General features: G+C 55.4%; 12 protein-coding genes. 5 read left to right on the top strand and 7 right to left on the bottom strand.

Annotated features, from left to right (window positions below):
- Positions 1-24: 24 nt before the first annotated feature.
- Positions 25-1338: an efflux RND transporter periplasmic adaptor subunit gene (locus tag DTL42_RS13890; RefSeq protein ID WP_114369336.1), complete on the bottom strand. Its 1314-nt coding sequence runs from the start codon at positions 1336-1338 to the stop codon at positions 25-27.
- Positions 1339-1805: 467 nt separating this feature from the next.
- On the opposite strand from DTL42_RS13890, the gene DTL42_RS13895 reads away from it, so the two are divergent.
- The 5 genes from DTL42_RS13895 to DTL42_RS13915 all read left to right on the top strand — a co-directional run bounded on the left by DTL42_RS13895 (position 1806) and on the right by DTL42_RS13915 (position 12280).
- Positions 1806-3197, top strand: coding sequence for a DUF1501 domain-containing protein (locus tag DTL42_RS13895; protein WP_114369337.1), 1392 nt, complete (start codon positions 1806-1808; stop codon positions 3195-3197).
- A complete protein-coding gene (locus DTL42_RS13900; RefSeq protein WP_114369338.1) occupies positions 3194-4669 on the top strand; it encodes a DUF1501 domain-containing protein in 1476 nt (491 codons plus the stop codon). The genes DTL42_RS13895 and DTL42_RS13900 overlap by 4 nt, the downstream gene beginning before the upstream one ends.
- 163 nt (positions 4670-4832) lie before the next feature.
- Positions 4833-6188, top strand: a complete 1356-nt coding sequence (locus DTL42_RS13905; protein WP_158545376.1) for a DUF1501 domain-containing protein — start codon at positions 4833-4835, stop codon at positions 6186-6188.
- A 61-nt stretch (positions 6189-6249) separates the two neighbouring features.
- On the top strand, positions 6250-10854 hold the full coding sequence (locus DTL42_RS13910) for a DUF1549 domain-containing protein (protein ID WP_114369340.1): 4605 nt from the start codon (positions 6250-6252) through the stop codon (positions 10852-10854).
- A gap of 79 nt (positions 10855-10933) precedes the next feature.
- Positions 10934-12280, top strand: coding sequence for a c-type cytochrome domain-containing protein (locus DTL42_RS13915; protein ID WP_114369341.1), 1347 nt, complete (start codon positions 10934-10936; stop codon positions 12278-12280).
- Positions 12281-12392: 112 nt separating this feature from the next.
- Here DTL42_RS13915 and DTL42_RS13920 read toward each other — a convergent pair whose 3' ends face one another.
- From DTL42_RS13920 to DTL42_RS13945, 6 genes are all read right to left on the bottom strand, one after another.
- The gene (locus tag DTL42_RS13920; RefSeq protein ID WP_114369342.1) at positions 12393-13835 is read right to left on the bottom strand and encodes a DUF1501 domain-containing protein; all 1443 of its coding nucleotides are present in this window, start codon (positions 13833-13835) and stop codon (positions 12393-12395) included.
- Positions 13836-13946: 111 nt separating this feature from the next.
- Positions 13947-15353: a DUF1501 domain-containing protein gene (locus DTL42_RS13925; protein ID WP_114369343.1), complete on the bottom strand. Its 1407-nt coding sequence runs from the start codon at positions 15351-15353 to the stop codon at positions 13947-13949.
- Between the two features lie 167 nt (positions 15354-15520).
- A complete protein-coding gene (locus tag DTL42_RS13930) occupies positions 15521-17296 on the bottom strand; it encodes an FG-GAP repeat domain-containing protein (RefSeq protein ID WP_114369344.1) in 1776 nt (591 codons plus the stop codon).
- A gap of 549 nt (positions 17297-17845) precedes the next feature.
- Complete coding sequence (locus DTL42_RS13935) at positions 17846-22096, bottom strand: cobaltochelatase subunit CobN (protein WP_114369345.1); 4251 nt, start codon at positions 22094-22096, stop codon at positions 17846-17848.
- Complete coding sequence (locus tag DTL42_RS13940; protein ID WP_199590140.1) at positions 22053-22466, bottom strand: DUF2149 domain-containing protein; 414 nt, start codon at positions 22464-22466, stop codon at positions 22053-22055. The genes DTL42_RS13935 and DTL42_RS13940 overlap by 44 nt, the downstream gene beginning before the upstream one ends.
- Positions 22459-23121, bottom strand: a complete 663-nt coding sequence (locus DTL42_RS13945; RefSeq protein ID WP_114369346.1) for a MotA/TolQ/ExbB proton channel family protein — start codon at positions 23119-23121, stop codon at positions 22459-22461. Before DTL42_RS13945 ends, DTL42_RS13940 begins: the two co-directional genes overlap by 8 nt.

The following is a 23121-nucleotide window of genomic DNA, read 5'->3' on the forward strand; positions in this document are numbered from 1 at the left end:
GAGGAAGACGAAGCGAAGCTGGGGCTAGTTGTCGGTCGAACTGCCTGGTCGGTCGACCATTTGTTGACCGGTGCGGTAGGTTCCCGGGACCGGCTGCAGGGGCGACTTGTCTGCATCAACCCGCACCAAAGCACCCGGCACCAAGCGTTCGAGACCTTCCGTAACGACTTGCACGCCGGGCGTCACAAGTTGACGATCGCTCTCGCGGACGCAGGCGATAGCGTACGCGTCTCGCGTGTGCGAAAGGATCCGCACTGGCACCGGTTGGACGACAAAATTGATTTGAGGTGACTTGGCCGTCCCCTGCGGATCTTGCTCGGTCAGCACCCAAATGGTCGATTCATCTGGCCGCGTGAGGACCGCATCGCGTGGGACAAGCAGTTCTGTCGATTCCCGGCTAAGAGGAACAAAGACACTGGCTCCCATGCCTGGCAACAGCTTGCCTGCCTGATCGTCGAGTTCAATACGAACAGGGAACGTACGGCTGCCGACAGAGCCTTGGGCATTGATGGACGAAACTTTGCCTTTGGTTTCGACCTTCAAACTATCGATGGCTACGTCAATCGTGTCTCCGACTTGGAGAATGCGAAGATTGTCTTCCGGCACCATCACGCGAGCATAGATCTTACCGGTGGAAACGATCACCGCAATTTGGCTGCCGACCGGAACGTACTCGCCGACTTCCGCTATTTTCGATACGACGGTTCCGTCGAACGGTGCGACGATATCAAGACGCTTTTTACGTTCTTGCACTTCTTTGAGCATAACTTCCAGATGTTGAACCGAGGCTTCCAATTCCTCCATCAAGGCGCGTTTCTGGGTTGTCTGACTTTCTGAAACCGCGTTTCGTTCCAATAGGTCAACATAGCGTTGGTAGTCCGATTTCTCGAACGTCAGGCTGGCCTTCTTTTCGGCGATTTGCGCGGCGATCTTATCAGCTTCCAAGGCGGTCCATGTTCCGTCGATGCGTGCCAGAATCGTTTGGCCGCCGATTACCTTCGCCCCTTCGTCGACGGGTAGTTCAAGAATCTTGCCGGCAACTTCGGTGGCAATCGTCGAGCTTTGAACGGCCATCAGGTCGCCAACTAAGGCACGTACCGGCACGATTGGTTTCTTTTCGACAACGCCTGTGCGGACGAGTTGTGCTTTGGGAGCGTTCCCTTTGCCAGAGCCGGCACCCTTGCTCGCTTCGGCTGCTGTGGTGTCGTGGGGGACAAGCTTGCCAAACGCCCAGGCTCCGATAACACCACCAACAAGGAAGGTGGTTAAAGAGATGGAAAGGACGAGCACCACAAGCTTTTGCGATTGGGATTCACTTCGCTTAGATGGGTCTAGCATATAGGAAAGTCATTGCGTAGGAGGCGGGGGAATAAAGCAGATGTGCATACGTAATATGACTGGTAATGCGTTATTCTCAGCAACCGAGTGCCAAAAAAACGGCAGAAATATTATGTGTTCCGCCCAGGGGAGGGGCTCTACAGAGACGGAAAGAAATACAAGATTCCTGTTATTTGTTGATTGCCACCAATTTGACCCATTTTTCCTCGCTTCGCAAATGGGGGTAACATTAGGCGAATATGCCCTGTCATGAGGCTTTAAGGTGCGGTGAGACAATCGCAATAGATCTCTGACCGGCAGCTAATTCTTTGCTGTTTGCTCTGTTGATAACAGGTGACATCCGCTTGGTGGCTTCCTTGATATTCATGTTGCAATTCACCAGAGGATGGTTGATATTGATCTAGCCCACCTAATCCCCGCACTAGCTGCGGTTCCCTCCCGCTTGCCCAAGCAAAACAAGACCTGCCATGTCTACTACTCCGCTTTTCGGATTGGATCGCCGGAATTTTTTGCGAGTTGCCGCCGCTGGTGTTGTCGGTTCGACATGGCCTACGTTGTCGGCTTCTGCGAACGATGCGAGCAAGCGCCGACCGCCTGGATTCGGCCAAGCGAAGTCGGTACTGATCGTGTTGTTAAGTGGTGGACCGAGTCAGCTTGATATGCTCGATCCGAAGCCTGAGGCACCAGCGGAAGTTCGTGGTGATTTCTCGGCGATTGGGACCACCATTCCTGGCGTGGCGGTGTGCGAACACTTGCCGAAGCTGGCAAAGCAAACCGACCGCTGGGCAATTGTTCGTACGTTAGCCCATCGCGAACATAACCATCTGCTGGCTACCCACGTCGCGCTGACAGGTCGCCCTACTCCGATACCACGTGGTGGCTCGGATTTAGATCGGGTGGAAAGCAGAAACGACTTTCCGAATTTCGCGGCAGCGCTCGACTTTATTCAGCCCCGCACCGACGGAATACCGAGCGGCGTTTCGTTGCCCAATTATTTGATCGAAGGGCCTTTGACTTGGCCTGGTCAGCATGCTGGTTTTCTCGGTTCCAAACATGATCCTTGGCAGATCAACGGCGACCCGAACGACAAAGACTTTCGTATGCAAGCCTTGTCGATGCGGGAAGGCGTTTCGACTGGGCGGTTGCAATCGCGTCGCCAACTGCTGGAAAGTTTAAATCGAGGACACACAACTCTGGCCGGTAGCGAGGCCAACTCTTTGCGCGATCAACAGTCGATCGCTTACAACTTGCTCACCTCTGGAAAGCTCACCCAGGCTTTTGAAATCAATCGCGAGTCGGACGAAACCCGCGACCGATACGGGAGAAACAAGTTTGGCCAATCGTTGCTCCTTTCCAAACGAATGATCGAAGCAGGCGTCCCTGTGGTGCAAGCCACGATGGGAATTGTGCAAACGTGGGACACCCACATCGATAACTGGGGCAGACTTAAGAACACGCTCTTGCCGCAACTCGACCAAGGGCTCGAAGCATTGACCGATGACTTGGCGAGTTCTGGCTTGCTGGATGAAACGTTGTTGATTGTGATGGGCGAATTTGGACGCACTCCGAAGATTTCGACCTTGCCAGGCCAAACCATTCCTGGACGCGATCACTGGGCGCATGCCTATTCTGGCTTATTCGCCGGTGCAGGTGTACAAGGTGGCCAAGTCTTGGGGCAAACCGACGCTCAGGCAGCCTACCCGATAACCAATTCCTGGTCTCCCGCCGACATTTGCAGTACCGTGTTCAATGCGTTGGGGGTCGACGAAGAAGCGACGATCTCCGACCCTCTGCAGCGTCCGCATTACCTGCTCAACGGGAAGGTGATTTCCAACCTCTATACCGGAGCGAGTGCATGAGCCGAGCCGCGCAGCGAAATCGGACGCACGGTTGGAACCATTCTCTGGTCACGCGGCGCGAGGCGCTGCAAGCCGGAGCGATTGGTATTCTTGGGCTGGGAATGAACCATCTGACAGGCCTACGAGAAGCGAACGCTGCGTCCGCTACTAAGCCGCACGGCAAAGCGAAGAAGTTGATTTTCATTTTCTTGTCTGGTGGATTAGCTCAGCACGAAAGCTTCGATATGAAGCCAGATGCTCCGGAGAATATTCGGGGCGAATTCAAACCCATCTCGACCAAGACCCCAGGTCTGCAGATTTGCGAACACTTGCCGTTACTGGCCCAGCGAAGCGAAAGCTGGGCTTTGTGCCGCTCGTTAACCCATGGATCGAACGAGCATTCCGCTGGGCATCACATGATGCTGACAGGGCATTCGACGCTGCCGACGGGGTTTAGCCCCAACGCCCCTAGCCGCAAAGATCGTGCCTCGATTGCCGCGATCGGCGGGTATGCTTTACGCGAGCGCCAAAAGAATAATCTGCCGACCGCCGTCGTGTTGCCAGAGAGATTGGTACATAGCAGCGGGCGAGTCATCCCTGGGCAACATGCCGGCGAGATGGGGCCGCGGCACGATCCGTGGCTGATTGAAGCTTCTCCATTTCACAATGCTTCGTACGGTGCTTTTCCGGAGTTCGCGTTCGATCATCAACAGCGAGGCAAAGCGGATAACCGCCTGTTTCAGGCCCCGCAACTTTCGCTGCCGAGTGGCTTGGGAATGGAATCGGTCGAGGGCCGCTTAACGCTGCTTAAGTCGATGAAGCGACAACGTCGCGCGTTAGGCCATCATGCGCAAGTCGAGAACTTCGACCGTTTACGCCAAGGGGCCGTTTCGCTGTTGACCGAGTCGAGTGTTCACGAGGCACTTGATGTTACCCACGCCGATAGTAAAGACCTCGATCGTTATGGGCGAAATTCATTCGGCTGGTCGCTGCTGATGGCACGTAAGCTGGTGGCGGCCGGGGTGACGCTTGTCCAAGTTAATTTAGGAAACGACGAAACCTGGGACACGCACGGCAATGCTTTTCCCCACTTAAAAGACAACCTGTTTCCTCCTACCGACAAAGCGTTGTCGGCCCTGCTCGATGATTTGCAAGCAAGTGGTGAGCTCGACGAGACGTTAATTGTCATGGCAGGGGAATTCGGACGGACTCCCCAAATTACTTTGCTGGAAAAACACTACAAATTGCCCGGTCGCGACCACTGGGGTGCGTTGCAGTCGGTGTTTTTCGCTGGCGGCGGCGTGCAAGGGGGGAACGTGATTGGAGCCTCGGATGCGATGGGGGCCTACCCGACCGAACGCCCTGTGAAACCTGAAAACTTCGCGGCCACCATTTACAGTGCCTTGGGCATCCCCGCGACGGCCGCCTGGCATGACATTGAAAATCGTCCCCACCAGATTTATCACGGCGAACCGATCGCCGAACTGTTTTAACGAATTTCCCTTCCCACGATTAACTAAACTGCAAGTTCATACACGAACGGCTTGTAGTCTTGCTCACCTCCACTTCCCTCCCCTTCCTGCAAGCAAGTGAATAATGTCACGGCGTAGATCAAATCAGACCAGTGGATGCGATGAGTTTCGCCAAGCGTCCCAAGTGAATCGTCGCCAACTTCTCCAAGTTGGGGCGCTCGGCGCCTTGGGCTTAGGCTGGGGAGGCTTACAGGCCCAACTGGAAGCGGCCAACTTGAGTCAATTGACACCCCGTAAAAAGCCCGCCAAGGCTTGTATCTTCATTTTCATGTGGGGTGGGCCCAGCCAGCTAGAGACCTTCGACCTGAAGCCCGATGCGCCTGCGGAAGTTCGGGGCGATTTCAATCCGATCGCAACCAAGGTGCCCGGTACGCAGATTTGCGAACACTTCAGCCGATTGGCCCAGTGGACCGATAAGCTGGCCATCATTCGTTCGTTAACGCATGACGATCCCGCTCACTTGTCCAGCGGACACGCCACGTTAACCGGGCAATTGGCCCCGGTTGTGAAAAGCGATGCCGATCCACCGAGTTCCAAAGATTCGCCGCATCTCGGTTCGCTCATTTCCAAGTTCCGCCCCAATCAAGCAGGGCTTCCTTCGTTCGTGGCGATGCCGTGGAAAGCCTTGCATCCGGCGGCGTCTGGGGGGGAAGCTCCGGGGCAGCATGGTGGTTGGCTCGGCTCGGCTTACGACGGGATGTTATTGAAAGGGGACCTGAACGATCCGAAGTGGCGACCGCAAGGGTTAGGGTTGCCCGATAATATGGGGCTCGATCGCCTAGAATCACGCGTCGCCCTGCTAAAGATGATGGACGCGCAGCGGGCAAGTTTGCATGAATCGCTGGCAGGTTCTGCGTTCGATAGCCATCAAACTCGCGCGATCGAAATGATCGGCTCGCCCCACGTTCGCCAGGCGTTTGATCTCACGCAAGAGTCGGACGCGACCCGCGATCGCTATGGACGCAATATTCATGGTCAGTGTGTCCTGATGGCACGCCGCCTGGTGGAACACGGCGTCCCGTTGGTCTCGGTGAATTGGCATAACGATGGGAAGAACTTCTGGGATACCCATGGCGACAATTTCAATCGGATGAAAAACGATTTAATCCCGCCTGCCGATATGGCCCTCTCCGCACTGCTGCAAGATTTAGAAGAACGCGGCATGTTGGAAGAAACGGTGGTGGCGTGGGTCGGAGAGTTCGGGCGACGGCCACAAATCACCAAGAATAACGCCGGACGCGAGCATTGGCCGTTCTGCTACAGCGGTTTGCTTGCCGGTGGCGGAATTAAGCCTGGGGTGGTGTACGGCGCCAGCGATAAGCATGCCGCTTACCCGGTTGCTGATCCCGTTTCGCCTCAAGATTACGCCACGACCATATTGCACGCGATGGGGGTGCCAACCGCCGAAACGCTGCCCGATCGTGAAAATCGTCCTCATCATATTTGTTCGGGAAAAGTCCTGCAGGATCTGCTGATTTAGACCCTCGGACGCTTTTCGTCTACCTTTTACCCTTCCTCGAACTCCTGCCCACAATGTTACCATGCGAATGAAAACGATCTCGACTTGTGTCGTCGGTATGTTGCTGACCTGGTCGCAGTTTCCATTGAACGCGCAGACGGTGGAAGCAATCCGGCCAAGGACTTGCCTGCCTGGGCAGGCAACCAAGCTGGTGATTCAGGGCAAAGATCTTACCGATTCGCTGCGAGTCGCGACCAACGTTCCTGGCGTGACTTGCCAGTTGGAGAAGGTCGAACCAACGCAGGCCGTTGTGTTGGTGACCATTCCCGCAGAGTTTCCATTGGGGCCGGTGCCACTGTGGTTGGTCACCCACGGAAACGCCACCCAAACAAGGACACTGCTGGTTGATGACTTGCCGGTGGTTGCCGATAACGGTGCGAATCATTCGATGGAAACGGCGCAAGAGATTCCGACTCTCGCTTCCGTGGAAGGGGTTTGCGATACGTCGGCGAGTGACTTTTACCGCATTCATGTGGCGGCTGGTCAACGAGTGGCCTGTGAGGTTCATACACAGGTGTTGCATTCCGCCATGGACCCGGTTTGCCGTGTGCTAAATGCCGACGGGAAGACCTTGATCCAGGCCGACGACACCAACGTCGGCCCCGATAATCGCTTCAGCTATCAGTTTCCTGAGGAAGGGGACTATTGGATCGAAGTGCATGACAATCGGAACGCGGCTGGTGGGGCGTTGTATCAACTGCGTGTGGGAGACTTTCCGGTGGTCAGCCAAAGCTATCCTTTGGCGGTACAAACCGATCAAAAGACTCGCGTTGCGTTCCTCGGCGCAGATGCCGATTTAACGCTACCCAGCGAAGTGCAATTGGCTGCGGGGCTGTCTGACAAAACCCATCTTCGGGCTCGCTTGCCCGAGGGGCAATCATCGACATGGGTTCCGCTGCAAATCAGCAAGCATCCGCAAATCGCGGAGTCGGCTGCCACGGAGACGCTAGCGGTGCCGGTTGGCATTAGCGGTTGCTTACAGCAGACGAAAGAAGTCGACAAGTTTGTGCTACAGGGGGTCAAAGGACAGACGGTCCGCTTCACTTCTCGCACGCGCAGTCTCAACAGTCCCACATTGCTGCAAATGCAGCTGTTTACTGCCGCAGGGGCAAAGGTCACCGAGACGAAGGTTGCTGACAGCGACGAATGGAGTATGGACGCCACGTTTCCGGAAGATGGCGAGTACCGTCTGGAGGTGTGCGACTTGCTAAAACGAGGCGGAGTGGACTTCGGCTATTGGGTCGAGATTGCCCCGGCAGGAACGTTTGCGGTATCGCTTCAAGGAGACGCAAATACACGCGAGCATTTTGGCGTCGCGCCCAAGAAGGGGGCGTGTGCAATCGATTTAACGGTAGCCCGATTTGGCTTCAATGGAGAGATCGACTTGTCTTTGGCCAATGCTGGGCAAGGGCTTCGGATTCTCAATCCACGAATTCCTGCCGGAGCTGGGGCGGCCCGAATTTATTTGACCGCTGACGATCAATGGAAGCCAGGCCAATTCGAGGTGCTCAAGATTGTTGCGACTGCGGTTGGTAATCCCCAGAACGCATGCGTGGTCGACAGCTATGCCATTCGTCGCGCGAAAGAGCCGGTGGTGCTCGCCCCTAATCCGCAATTGGATGGCGCGATCGCGATGGCCGCGATTGCGGAATCGGAATCTCCTTTCGCCTTGGAACCGGCAACACCGATTGCAATGGCGCGGCCAGTCCGCTCGCATGCCGCGTCGCTGACCTTGAAACGCGTTCAGGCTGAATTTAAAGCGGGCGTAGAGATCCTTTCGACCTCCTTGCCCTCGGGTTGGGGCTTAACGGCTAAGCCTGACAAAGATACGTACAACCTAACGCTCACGCGAGCCGAAGGAGAGCCTGAGCAGCTTTCGATGTTGGTGTACGGCGAGTTCAACGGAGCTGGCCGTTTGGAAACGTTTGACGTCCCGGTACGTTGGTTCGATCCGGTTCAAGTGAAGCTCGATTTCCCACACCCGCTGATTCGTGGGGGCAAAGGGACGGTTCAAGTTAATTTGAGCCGAGAAGGAGGCGAGCCGCAGCCCGTTACGCTGACTTTCGCCAATTTGCCGACAGGTATTACCGCACCGGAATCGCTTGTTGTGGCAGCAGACCAAACATCGGCTACGTTTGAGCTGACGATCGCCAATGAAGCGGCGCTCAATTCGGCTTCACCAATGACGATCAACGCTGCCAGCAAGTTTGGTGGGCAAGACTTTACCGTGGCCTCGACGCACGAGCTGCCGCCACTGATCGCGAGTCCGTCGGAGTTGGTGATTTATCCCTCCGCGATCCAACTGCACGATCCACTGGGGAGGCAGCAACTTGTCCTTCAAAGTGCCGGTAGCGAGGAGACGTCACGCGATTGGACTCGCTTGGCCCGGTTCACTTCGACACGTCCAGAAGTGGCCGAAGTGCGTGACGGCGTCGTCTATCCGGTGGCAGACGGCGAAGCAGAAGTTGTGGTCGAACTAGGTGCGATTCGCCAAACGATTCCTGTGCAAGTTACTCACATGACGACCACCCGTCCGGTCGAGTTCGAATCGGAAGTCTTGGTGGCGCTCTCCAAGCAAGGCTGTAACTCGGGCGCGTGCCATGGTTCGCCGAGCGGAAAAGGTGGCTTCCGCTTATCGCTCCGAGCCTTCGACATGAAGCTTGATGAGTTGACCTTGATCCGCGAGGAATTTGGTCGTCGTATCAATACGCTGGAACCGGAAGAAAGTCTCTTGCTGCTCAAGCCAATGATGAAGGTCGCCCATGGTGGCGGAAAGCTGTTACATAAACAGGACGAAGCATTTGCGATTTTGCGCGACTGGATTGCTGGCGGAGCGAAAGCCGACCCTGCGGGTTCACCACGTATTACCAAGCTGGAAGTGTTTCCCTCGGAGAAACAAGTTCATGCGTTAGCCGACGGCGCCCAGCAGTTTGCGGTGACGGCACATTTCTCGGATGGCCGTACCCGCGACGTCACGCACTTGGCGGCGTACGAAACCTCGAACACGAGTGTTGCCACGGTTGACGCCCATGGTTTGGTAACGCCGCGCGAACGAGGGGAAGTGGTTGTGTTGGTGCGGGTTCTTGAATACATCGAATCGGTTTCGTTGATGTTTGTTGAAGATCAGGAAGGCTTTCAGTGGGCCGCTCCGCCAGCGAACAATTACATCGATGAACTCGTCAATGCGAAGCTGCAGCAGTTGCAGTATGTTCCTGCCCAGACGTGTAGCGACGCCGAATTCATTCGTCGTGTCTACCTCGACTTGCTAGGCATTTTGCCAACGGTAGAGGAGTCGACCAGCTTCCTGGCAGATACTAGCGAAGATAAACGAACCCGTCTGATTGATGCCCTGCTAGAGCGTGAAGAGTACTCGAAGTTCTGGGCGTTGAAGTGGGGTGACTTGCTGAAGATGACCAGCAAGCAGGTCGGAGATGAAGGGGTTTACAAGTATCATCGCTGGGTGGAAAACGCCCTTGATAACAACATGCCGTACGATCAGTTTGCCATGCAACTACTGACCGGTTCCGGCAGTACCTTGGCCAATCCACCGGCGAATTTCTATCGCACTTCCGCCGACATGAACGATAGTGTCGAAACGATTTCTCAGGTGTTTCTGGGGGCACGTCTGCAATGTGCGAAGTGTCATAACCATCCTTTCGAGCGTTGGACGCAAGACAATTACTACGGCTTGGGGGCGTTCTTTAATCGTGTGCAAAAAAAGAAAACCGGGCGACCAGGAGAACTTTTCATCTATGCCGCAGCAGCAGGGGAAGTGACGCAGCCGCGCACCGGCCAGGTTATGTCTCCTTGGCTACCTCAAGTTGGTAGCATCGAGCGTTCCCCCGATACCGATCAGCGTGTGGCTTTCGCTGAGTGGTTGGTTAAGCCAGACAATCCATACTTCGCTCGGATTGAAGCAAATCGAATCTGGAGTCAACTGTTCGCGCGGGGAATTGTCGACCCTATCGACGACTTCCGCGACTCGAATCCACCGACGAATGGTCCTTTGCTGGATGCGTTGGCGCAAGAGTTTGTCGACAGTGGGTACGATCGGAAGCAACTGTTACGATCAATCTTGTCGAGCCGAACTTATCAGGCCAGTCATGTGACCGGTAAGTTGAATCGAGACGACACGCTTTACTTCTCACATCAGGAACCGCGGATGCTGAGTGCTGAGCAACTGCTCGATGCGATCAATCAGACATTGAATTTAGAGCAGAAGTTCGGCGGCTTACCGGAAGGTACCAAAGCCACCCAGTTGCCGGCCCCGGATGTGGTCAAAGTGGATTTCCTCAAGGTGTTCGGTCAGCCAGAACGAAGTACCGTTTGTGCTTGCGAACGGGCCGACGATTCGAACCTGGGTATGGCGATTGAGCTGTTCAATGGGCCGCTGATCCACGAGAAACTGCGGAGCGAAAACAATCGTTTTCGTAAGAGTTTGGCCGAAGGTAAGAGCGTGGAAGAAGTGATCCGCGAAATCTATCTGGCCGCCGTTTGTCGGCCTCCGGCAGATATTGAACTGAAGACAGCACTCGAGCATTGTGCGAAAAGCCCCGATCCGGCTGCAGGGGTCGAGGATGTTTGTTGGGCGCTCTTTAACACGGATGAGTTTTTGTTTCAGCATTAGTGGCGTTGCCATTTCATTCGTTGAATAACGGTCTGAAAGTTCGACCGACTACGTGAATAACCGAGTTGAAAATAGCACGATGAATCATTATCTCTCCGCCGCGTTTGTTTTGCTGAGCTTGGCTGCCCAATCGGCGCTGGCGGCCGAGCCCACAGTCAGCTTTCGTCAGGATATTGCTCCGATCTTGCTCGAAAACTGTCAGGCTTGTCATGGGGCTAAGAAAGCGGAAGGAGGCTATCGCGTTGATAGCTATGCCGAACTGCTGAAAGCAGGCGACTCTGGCGAGATTCCGATTGCCGAAGATCCTAACGATCCCAGCGAACTGTTACGGCGAATCGCTTGTGAGGACGAATTTGAACGGATGCCGCCAGAGAGCGATCCGCTGCCAGCCGACAAGATCGCGCTGGTGCAACAGTGGATTGCTGCAGGAGGCAAGTTTGATGGTGATAACCCAGAACAAACACTAGGGTTAGTGATTCCTCCCCCCACCTACGCCGCGCCGCCAGAGAAGTACACACATGCCGTTCCTTTAACCGCGATCACGTTTTCGCCTGATGGGAAGCAAGTGATTGTAGGGGGCTATCACGAGTTGACCGTCTGGAATGCCGAAGATGCCACACTTGCTCGGCGAATTCCTAATTTGGGACAACGCATTTTTGCCCTCAGCTTTTCGCCCGATGGCGAAACCTTAGCGGTGGGTTGCGGGGAAGCTGGTCAGAGCGGTGAAGTTCGCCTAGTGAATTTTGCTTCCGGCGAGGTCAAAGGGGTAATTGCCAGAACCAACGATGTCGTGCTCGATGTTGCTTTTCGCCCAGGCACGCCTGAGATCGCCGTCGCGGCCGCAGATAGTTCGTTGCGAATTATTAACACGCAAACATTGGCCGAAGTACGCGCGATCGCCAGCCATGCCGATTGGGTGAATGCGGTGGCCTGGAGCGATGATGGTTCTCTTTTAGTGTCCGGTAGTCGAGATAAGTCGGCCAAAGTTTATCAGGCAGAAACGGGCGAACTGTTGGCAAGTTATGTTGGCCATGGAGCGGCTGTGCGGGGCGTTAGCGTGCTGCCCGATAACAAACACATTGTTTCAGTCGGGGCCGATAACAAGCTGCATCGTTGGCAAGTCGCGGATGCCAAGAAGGTTGCTGAAGTTCCCCTGGGCAGCGAAGGGCAGAAGGTTTTGCGTGTGGCTAACGATCTTTTCGTCCCCTGTGCTGGCCAACGCTTGGTGCGAATTAATCTGGCCGATAATAAGATCACGCAAGAATACAAGGGGCACGGCGATTGGGTGTTGGCGATTGCCCAGCAGCCTGGCGAAGTCACCGACCCCAGCGGGCGACTTTTGGCGAGTGGCTCGTTCGATGGTGAGCTTCGGCTGTGGAAAGTTAGCGACGCAACGCCGGTACGCAACTGGATCGCCAAGCCGTAATTAGCGAAGCTTTTTGATGAATGCGCGAGGGAATCGAGGCATCGATCGATCCGTTTTGCCCCGATTTCCGGGGCTTCCGTTGGCTGACCCTGTTGGATTGCTGGCGCCGACGTCAAGAGAACAGCTCGCGGATGGCATCTCCTTCTTCGAGCAAGTTATAAGGCCGCCCTTGGCCATCGTGGGCTTGCAGGTTGTTGATGCCGGCGGCGTAGTAAACCGTTTTTGCAATGTCGGCCGGGGTAAGCGGGTGTTCGGCTGGATGTTCGCCTAGGCGGTCGCTGCTGCCAAATGCCTGTCCTCCTTGAATGCCTCCGCCGGCCATGAGCACGCTTTGGCAATGTGTCCAATGGTCTCGCCCGGCCCCGTTGACGCCACCGGAACGGGGATCGCCAATTTTAGGCGTGCGGCCCATTTCGCTGTTAACTACCAGCAAGGTTTGATCGAGCAGATTGCGTTGATTCAGGTCTTCAAGCAACGCGGAGAAAGCTTGATCGAATTCTGGTAGTAAATAGTTCTTCAAACAGTCAAAGTTGTTGCCATGGGTATCCCAGCCACCGGCGCTTTTGCACTGGTTTTTGATGGCCTCGTTCTCTTTCCAGAAAACGGTGATAAAAGGGACTTCCGATTCCACCATCCGGCGAGCCAAGAGCAAGCTCATCGCATTGATGCCCGATCCGTAACGTGCGCGAATCGATTCAGGCTCGCTGGCGACGTCGAAAACTTGCGAGGTTTGCGCGGATAGCAGTAAGTTCAAGGTCCGCTCTTGATGCTGCTTCCAGGTGCGCTCGATGGGAGAGTTCTCGAATTGACGGCGGGCAACATCGAGCGTCTCGAGCAGCTTCTGCCGAGAGCGAAGTTGATCGGCGGTGACATCGCCGCCAAGGACTAGCGACGGAACTTGAAATTTAAGAGGCTCGGCGATATCGCCTTGCACGTACAAGGGATCGAATTCAACGCCAAGGCGAGCCGCGAATTGGCCTGGGCGTGTGTAAGGTGCTTTGCTTGGCTTATGGGGCAACGTCATCGCGTTGGGAAGGCCACCCTGATCGCGCCGTCGCGAGGCAACCACCGAGCCGATGAACGGCCAATCGTCAGGATAAGGTCGACGATCGTTCCCTTCGATTTTGAAGGAGGCATCCGGCTGGTGCCCAGTTAGGTTGTAGTAGTAACCGGCGTGGTGATCGTTGGTGCTAACCGTTCCGCAAACGGAACGAATGACGGCCAAGTGATGCGCTTGCTGGCGAAGCAGGGGTAAGTGCTCGCAAAGCTGCAAGCCAGGGGCTGAGGTCGCAGCTGGTTGAAATGGGCCCCGATATTCGGCAGGGGCTTGTGGTTTCATGTCCCACGTATCGACGTGCGAAGCTCCGCCACACAGAAAGAACAAGATGACCGATTTCGCTTTGCCACCCCCCTGCCCTTGTGCGGTGGTGCTGGGCGAATAGGACGGTTCTGCTGCGGCAAGCTGCTGAGGTAAGCCAAAGTGCAGCCCCGCAAATCCCGACGCCGAGGCAACCAAGAACGCGCGGCGCGTGGCTAGATTGGTCGATCGTTTCATCTCGTTCTCGATTTCGTGGGGAGGTGGGTAAAGACTCTTCAGCGGAAGGGAAACGTATTTCTGGCTGGCAGTATAAGGCGGGCAAAGGAGAGCCTGAACAGCGTGATTGGGCTACAAAATGGCATCCACCGGCTTGCCGGTCGTAATGGCTAAGGGGCGGCCAAATGGATCGTGAATCATCGTCTCCGGCTCGATGCCTAGGCAGTGGAAAACGGTGGCGGCCAGATCTTGAGGTTCAACCCGTCCATCCAAAGGATAACCACCTTGGCGATCAGACTGACCATGAATAGTGCCGCCACGGACACCGCCCCCAGCCAAGGCTACCGAAAAGCAGTGCCCCCAATGGTCGCGACCTCCTTGGCCGTTGATCTTGGGCGAGCGTCCGAATTCACCCATCCAAACCACCAAGGTATCTTCCAACAGGCCTCGATCTTCTAAGTCTTCCAGCAATGCGGAGTAAGCTTGATCCATCGGTGGCATGAGGGCGTTCTGCAAACGCTGGGCATTTTTGGCATGCGTGTCCCAGGCAGGGGCTACGTTGTCGTCGTCTTCCCCACGCGTCCAATTGACTTGCACAAGCGATACGCCTTGCTCGACTAAGCGGCGAGCCAAAAGAACGCTTTGGCCGAATCGATTGCGACCATAGCGGTCGCGTAACGTCTCTGGCTCTTGATCTAGTGCGAACGCGGCTTGCGTCCCGGGAGAACCGAGCAGTTCAACGGCTTTGTGCTGCCAGTTCGACCAACGTTGAACCGGCGTACTTGCGAGCGAACGAAAATGCTCGTTCATAAAGCCCCGCAAGGCGTTTCTTTGGGCGAAACGTTCTGGCGAGATCTCGACCGGCAGGCCAATATCTGGGACATGGAAATCAGGTTTGTTGGGATCGCAGGTAACCAGCCAAGGGTCGGCATGATCGCCCAGCCAGCCGGCATCTTGCCCCGGCCATACAATCCGGCCGGTATTCCAGATCTCTTCTGGCAAACGAATCGCTCCTGGCAAACTCGTTCGATCTCCCTTCAAATGCCGGACGACGGCAGGAAGCGAAGGCCAGTTGTTGGGCGCGCCAGGCAAGGCGTTCTCTTGCCCTTTCGGCGAATGATGACGCCCGGTTAGCATCCAATATCCACTCGAGGAGTGCGCGTTGTCGTCGGTTGCCATCGCTCGTAAAACGGCAATCCGTTCGGTTAGCTTGGCCGTGAGCGGCATTAGTTCGCCCACGTGATAGCCTGGTGTCGCGGTGGCAGTGGTACCGAACTCGCCGCGAACTTCCTTGGGGGCTGCTGGCTTGGGATCCCACGTTTCAAGTTGGGGTGGCCCGCCGAGCATGAACAATACAATACAGCGTTTGGCCTTGCCAAACGAACCAGTTGTCTTGCCGAGAGCCCTCTTTTCAGAGGCTTGGGCTGAACAGAGTGCGCCAGACGATAACCCAAACGCGCTCAAGCCACCCAAGCGAAGCCATTCACGACGGGAAAGCTGGTCGCAAAGCTTGGGGCTTTTTCCCATAAACGACAGCATGCGGGACGTTCCTGAATACGAACGTTGTTTTTGGTAGGAAGGTGCCCGTATCTTAGCCGTCTTGAGGAAATAAGTACAAGGAAAACATGCCGATCGATCCATTTCCGAGATGGTTCGGACAACTTGTCTCCTTGGCCGCTGTTCTCACGCACGCTTGCCGGCGGCATTTAGTCTTGAGTGACGAAGCTGCCATCCGGTTTTTTAATTCGTAGGTAGTCGATCGCGAACATATACGACTTCTTCGCCTGCCGATTCGCTCCGAGGATACGCACGTTTAGCTTGTGTTCCTTGCCAGTAACGGCGACTTGCGGAAACGAGAGGACGCCGGTGGTCTGGACGTCGTTGTTGTACAGATCAATTGGCGGGCCAAGTGGTTGGTCATCTAAGGACAACTGCACGATGCCGTAATCACCGGCGGTTGTGAGGACGACTTCGACACCGACCTGGCCGGTGAACGGCGGAAGATCGAGGGCCAAGGTGTCGCCTGGCTTGGCACCTGTCCAAAATAGCTGAGTATCGTTGCTCCAATGGTCGGCTTTAAAGCCCGACATTTTCTGGGGTTGAAGCGTCCCACCGGTCGGTTTACCGGATTGCTTTTCTCCTTCCAAAGCGTTCTCGACTTGCCCTGTTTTCGGGTTAATTTTCGACTTCGGTCCACGCAGCGCTTCTGCGCCTTCAACGGTAGGCAGTTTTGGTCCGGCGTATACTTTCGGCTGCGCTGCTTCAAATTCGGCTTTGCTTGCTGCTTGGACTTTGTGCGTCAGCACATGAGCACCCAGCATACCGCCAACCACGATATCGGGAAGTTGATCGTTGTTGACATCGACAATAGAAATCTGGCGACCGATGCCGGCCTCGCCATCTGCTTGGTACGGAATCCAGTCGACGCCATTTTCACCACGGACCAGCTTGAACCAGTAAACCACCGCTCCGGCGTCCCATTGCGGGCTTTGACGATGGTGCGACCAATAGGTTTTGCCCGTCACAATATCTTTCAGTCCGTCTCCATCGATATCGGCTAAGGCGATCGAATGAAGTTCGCTGAACACGACGCCGTACTTATTTTCGGACGGATGTTCTCCCATGATTAAATGATGCTTGAAGGAGGTCGTGTCCCCTTCGGTTACCTGTTCGTACCAAGCCAGGCCAAAGTCGTGAGCGCGATGGCCGGTGATGATATCGTTGTCACCATCGCCATCGACATCGTAAGCATACATCTCGGCGCCGCCGTAACCTTCGGTAAAGGAAGCCGTATGCATGGCCCAGCGTGAGGTGAGGGGATTCTCGGCTGGCTGCTCGAACCAACCTTGGGCGAAGAGGATATCTTGCCGGCCATCCCCGTTTACATCACCTACGCCCAGGCCATGGCCAAATCTTTTCGATGCGATTTGATCGGAGACGCGATGAAACTGCCAAGGTTTGAAGGGGTGCTGCGGGTCGAATGTCGTAAAGCCAAAAAAGCCATCGCGGGTACAAACGAGTTCCGGTTGCTCATCCCCGACGATGTCGACCAACTGGGGCGATTCGTTCGATACCCAGTCGAACACTTGATGCTTTGGCCAAGGTTTGTCGTAGCCATCTTGGCCAGGGTTTTCGTACACGTAAGCAGGCGTCCCGGGAAAGCCGACGACAAAAACATCGTTCCGCCCATCGCCGTTGAAATCGTAAAGCCAGTTGAAGAAGTTATCGGCGTATTGTTCTCGATTTTGCGCGACCGGCTGATAGATCTCACGTTTGGTGGTGAACTCTGGCCCTGCAAACCAATAAGGACCGTAGACGACATCGACGATGCCATCGCCGTTGATGTCGGCTGCGTTAGCTCCTTCTGAAAAATAAACGCCGGTCAACTGCTGACGATCGAACGAGTGAAGATCAAACTCGTCGGCTTGGGCCGTTACCGTGGTGACAAGAAAAACCAAGGGAAGCAATCGTAAGAGATTCATGGGAAGGCCTTTGGGGGGATCACGATTTAGAATGCGAGAAGAGCGGAGTCGTGACGGTGGTAGGTCTCGATAGGAGTTGCGTATTATCGCGTAAGTTGCCTGGAGATGCGAAATTTGTTCTCCAATTTGATCGCGATTTTTTGGGAAGAGTTGCAAAGGATGGCATGGGTGCCGTTAAGCAGAGAAAACAGGCAATGTGTGTAGATTAACCTTCCCTACACAAGAGCGGCCTAATGCGGCTGCGCTGAATAGAATGCTTTCATGGGGAATAATCTCTGGAGTGTGAAATAATTCTCCGGTCTGCTTCTGTTCGTTGTGACTAGTCGTGGAGCTGGCAGCGGAGGGCGCAGGAGTGCCGCTTACGAAGGGACCGACGAGTTTGGTTTCAAGGTGGTCGACAACCGTGTCGGCGTGCTTGATTAGCTCGCCAAGACTTTACTCTCGCTGGGTTTCGATCTTGAGAGACTAATCGATCGCTACGCCGGTCGAGATTTTCGCCTGACCGACGTGGATGATCGTGTTCTGTGTGACATTTTCGCGTAACGCTGTTTAGCTGGCTTTCTTCCAAAGCCCGCCAGCGACGCACGCAAAGACCAACGCCAAGCTTAGCCAAACAACTTCGATGGGGTTCGACTCGGTGTTTTCTTCGACTTTCGCGAGTTCCTGCTCCACTTCGTTCATCTCGATCCCTTGGACATCCGGCGCGGTTTGGCTCGGTTGCAAGGCCGCCGACAATGCCAGTTGATAGTCGCCCAACGCTTGCACGTTGTTCGGATCGCTGGGGGAAGGAAGCTGCTGCTGCAGAAATTCGTGAAACTTGCCGTTGCCGCAGGTCTCGTACGAGCACGCTGCGCCGAACTCGGCGACCAGTTCGGTATGTAGCTTGGCCAGTTGTTCCAACTGCTGCGAGTCGGCCTCCCAATATCCCTTGCGGGCCGTCTCCAACATGACCGCCGTCAAGTCTTGCAAGGCATACGGATTCTTTTCTTCAAAGTAGTCTCGCATGTTCAAGTCGTGCTTGTCTTCAACATAAACTTGGTACGTTTCGTTCCACATGTCTTGGCTGATCGCGGAAGGTTGCATTACGTTCCAGCCGTACATGTTGCGAACGGTTTCGGTGAAAGAAGCAGCGGCGGAAGGGCCTTCGCGCTGCATGCTTTGAATGAACTTGGGATTCCACAGCGAAGTCCGGGCCTCCTCACGAATGGCCGCGACCGATGTGGTGACCTTCGCTCGGCCTGGCTGACGTAGATCGCTGAAGTAGCCATCGGGGTCGTTGCCGGTCGTCTCACGGACTGCCAAGGTGATGCCGCCCATAAATTCATAAACGTGATCTAACGAGAGTGGCCCCCAAGTATTCGACGAGCGAGGGTGTACCACGGCATCCACGCCTTGCATCTGGGCTTCAAGCAGCCCGGGGAGAACGGTCCCCCAGCGACCCCCATCGCGGTAAACGCCTGACATGTTTTTGATGTACTGACTGGCCACTTCTTGGGGATCTTCCCAGGAGTCTCCTCGCTCGACCAGGCCCATGATTTGGGTGCCGTAGCTGCTGTTGGCAGCGGAACCGAAGATGCGGGCCGTGGCGAACTCGCGGGCATCTTTGGGGGAAGCCCCTTGGGCTTTGAGCGTGCGTTCGGTTTCTTCGGTGCCACGACGAACGAAGTTCGGAAATTCCCCTTCTTCGAGTTTGCTGACAATTTGAACGGCCTTATCGATTAACGCAATTCGCGATGCCGCGGCGTCGCGGAATTGCCCCGAGGTTTGTACTAAAACGTCCACTCGCGGGCGGGCTAGTTCGTCATCCGGGATGACTTCGATGTCGTACACTACGCCGCGTGAATTCCAAACGGGACGCATGCCCATCAGATACAAGATCTGGGCGATCGCTGTTCCCTTGCCTCGAATAAACTCGCTACCCCATAACGAAATCGCTACTTGGCGCGGAAACTGACCTTCATGGCGTGCCCGGTGCGTTTCCAGTAATTGGTCGGTCAGCTTCATGCCAACTCGCCAGGCTTCTGGGGTGGGTGTTTGTTCGGCATTGATGGAATAAAGATTCTTGCCGGTGGGCACTGCCGCTGGGTTGCCCAGCGGATCGCCGCCGCTGGAAGGTGCGATGTACTGCGCGTCGAGGGCATGCAGGATCGCAGCAAGCTCAACCTCAGGAGACTGCTTCAGGTTCTCGGCATTCTCTTGAACTTGCTGAATCAAGTTCAGCAGTTGCCGCTGAAGTTCGGCATCGCGAAGAACGAGCGATTTGAACTGGGCGGCCGTCTGCCACTTCGCAGGGCCTGTTGCGTTTGTGGTGGCATCGGCAGGTAAAGTTGCTTCTGGTTCTGCTTTCAATTGTTCGGCAGGAGGTTTGTTTGCTGCCGGTTTGGTTTGTGTTGCCCCTGATTTTCCATCGGGGGAATGCTGGGGCTTGGGGCGGGCTGCTTCTGGAGGAGGCTGCAGGGCTGCCAGTTCTTCAGGCGTGAAAAGCTTCTCCTTGTGCAATTCTCCGGAAAGTACGTCCTGCACAAATTGCGCTGCGACCTCTTGGCGATATTCGCTGGCATCAGCCGACGCCGCTCGACCGAGTATGGCCAGGAGTTGGTCGACCCCTTGTTCACCGAGCATCGCGGTAGTGGTTTGTTGGATCTGGGTTGCGGATAACTGGCGGCCAATCACATGCAGCCCATCGGTGACGCTTTGGTCTTTGAGTTGGTGGATATAGTTATGGACAGCGGTAAGTTCTTTCTCGGTCAACATGCGGTCGGCCAACGCGTCGGACGGCAGACCTAGGTCTTCGGCCAGGTTCAATTCGTTGACCAACTGCGTGACGGAACGTAGCGTTTCTTCCCGAAGCAGGGGATCTTCGACCTGTTCCCAGTCGTGAATTTTGTCGTGCAAGAGGGAAAGGTCGCCGTAAAGCCCTGCTTCCATGAATGGGGGCGTAAGGTGCGAGACAATCACCGCATTTGAACGCCGCTTGGCGACCAAGGCTTCACCGACATTGTTAATCACGTACGGATAAATGTGCGGAATGTCTCCCATGAGTATCTGAGGCCAACAATCACGGCTCAGGCTATTCGACTTGCCGTAGGTGAACTCAAGCGAGCCATGCGTGCCGAAGTGCATGATCGCGTCGGCTTGAAATCCGTAACGAGCCCAGAGATACGCTCCGAGATAGAAATGGGGTACAGCTTGATCGGTGCCATGGATCGAACTGATTTCATCTTCGTTGGCATCCCCGCCGCCAACGGTCGGTTGCGGCATGATGACGACGTTGCCGAGTTGAATACGACTGATGACCAGGTGGGGCTGGCCGTCAACGCTGGTTACCATCCGATCGCCAGGCAGCTTGCCCCAACGGGCGATGGTCTCTTGTTGGCGTTTGGGGGAAAGCGTTTTCTGAAACCACTCGGCATAGCGTTGAGCAGGGACGAGTTCCGGTTCGGCTTCGTTGAGGAACTTCTCGAACGAACCGAGGGCCCACTGCCCCAGTGTTTTGCCCCGGGTTTGAATCAAAGCAAACAATTCGTCAGGGGTTTCTGGCAGGGCACCACCTAGATCGTAGCCTTCCCTTTCCAGTTGTTTGAGCGTGTTCCACAAAGCGGGGACCACTTCTAAGCCACCAGCGGACAAGGCCGAGTTGCCTGGGGATTTGTAGTAAACGATGACCACCCGTTTTTGTGCGTTCGATTTCTTGCGAAGCTTCATCCAATTCAGCGCCAAGCGGACGCGGGCGGCGATTTGATCTTCCATCGGGGTGCGGACGGTAAGCCCGCGCTCGTTAGCTTCCATGGAAGAAACCACCAGCGGTTCGATAATGCCATCCAATTCTGGGGCGGTAATCGATTGCCCCATGAAGCCACCTTCCATCCCGCGTTCGTCGGCCAGCCAAGTTTCGCGACTGCCCAGCAGTGGCAACGCGCTGACGATGGGGCAGTTGAGTTCAGACAAAAACTTGACTCCCTCGTCGCCGTACGAGAGTCGTCCATGGGGAAAGGTCAGTAGTAAGTCTGGCTGCACTTGGCGAATCAATGCGAATGCTTCTTCCCGGCCAAAGATGGGATAGACCTTCGCGCCGCCAGCTTCCAACGAGCGAATAATCGCATCAACCGGGGCCCGGTTCAGTTGATCCTGCGGATCCATAAAGCTGCCAAAGAGGACAACCTTGGGCTGGTCTTGGGGGGCATGAGGCGCACTTTGCGCGAGGTACTCTTCAAATTCGGCTTGCGTAGCAAAGACTTCGCTGCCCAAATGAAAGAAACCAAACTGCGGTTTCGGAACGACTTCTGGCACAGCGACTTCTCGGCCACCAAGATGATGAGCGGCATAGTGAGCCAGGCCGAGCAGATTTTCTTCGCCGCCATGTTTAAGGTATTCGGCAATCCGCTCGCGATGTTCCGGGGGAACCGACGTTTGCTGCTCGGACAAGGCATTGGTTGCGGTCCGCACATAGAAATGGGTTCCGCGGGCGGTCGCTTTTTGAATTCGTGCGACTTGCTCATTGGAAAGGTTCAGACCCTGCCCACGGATGAATACCAAGTTGTAGTTTGGCAGCGGTGCGGTATCGATCCCGGAGTCGTCGTAGCGATGCAGTGAGTAGGGAGTTTCTCGCAGAGCGTTTTCCCAGTTGGCGAACTCGCTATCGGAGAAACCAATCATCGCCACGCGGAACGGGCGAAGGTATTCGTAGTACGCCCACATGCCACCGCCGAAAGCGAGCAGCAGCAAAACCATCGAGACCGCTAGTTTCTTCATCGTATTATTCACTTGTTTCCGTTTGCTCGACTTCGTCTGCTGGGACATAGATCACGCGTCCGTCCGGTAAGCGATAGGCCTGGCCGAGAAGTTCCCCTTGGCCGGCTCCTTGCGACTGGGAGGCTTCGTAATGTTTGATCTCTTCACCTTGCTTGACGACGATTTCCATCTCGGGGGTCCCCGGATTGGTGATCACGGTGTAATCGTTTTCTTTCAGCAGGGCCGGAACTTGCAGGTACGAGACCAACGCTACCATCAGGGCCACGGCGAAGACCATTGCCACGTCGAACAGATTCGCCATGCCCGCCAGCGGGTCGTCGTCTTCTTCCACCACAAAAGGATTGTGCGTCGCCTTGCGAAGGCGGTATTGGCTAAAGGCTGAGAGGGAATCGTTGGGAGGAGTTGTTTGCTTAGGCACGGGCCGACTCCTGAGCGAATTGCTCTTCGGTCAGAGCGGCTTGTTCTTGCAGCACGGTTGAAGAAAGGTCTTGCCCCAATGAACCGCTGATGCGTTCCGCCAATAGGTTAAGCAAAGCAGAATCGGCCTGATACCAGTGCTTTTTCACGGTTGCTAACCAGCCAGCCACCATCCCAATGAATAGGCCAAGTACGGTGGTTGAAAAAGCAATGACCAGGTTGTTGCTCATCGTTTGAATGTCACCAACCGCCAAGCCAACCAGGGCAGGGCCAAGCGGAATGAGTGTTCCCATCAGACCCAAGCTCGGGCCAAGCTTAACCAGGCCACGAATGCGGTCGAGAGACATTTGCCATTCCAACTCAATCTGCGAGAGGGTATAGGCCAGGCCAGGAATGTTATCGCTGGCAACGATCAGCCGGTGGAGCGTACGACCAAGGGGGCCTTTGGTTGGTTGAGTTTGGACCAACGAACGATTTTCCAGGGCAAATCGTTCCAGTTGTTGACGCTCGGTTCGTTCTCGGCTGCGGGCGATGAATTCCTGTAAGGTTCTGCCGCATTGCACAAGCACACGTGCGAGCGACACCAACAGCAAGATCATCACCGGGATCAGCAACGCATTCGAGAGAACGTAAAAAAGATTGGTCACCGTGTTCAT

The organism is Bremerella cremea (assembly GCF_003335505.1).
Classification (GTDB): domain Bacteria; phylum Planctomycetota; class Planctomycetia; order Pirellulales; family Pirellulaceae; genus Bremerella; species Bremerella cremea_A.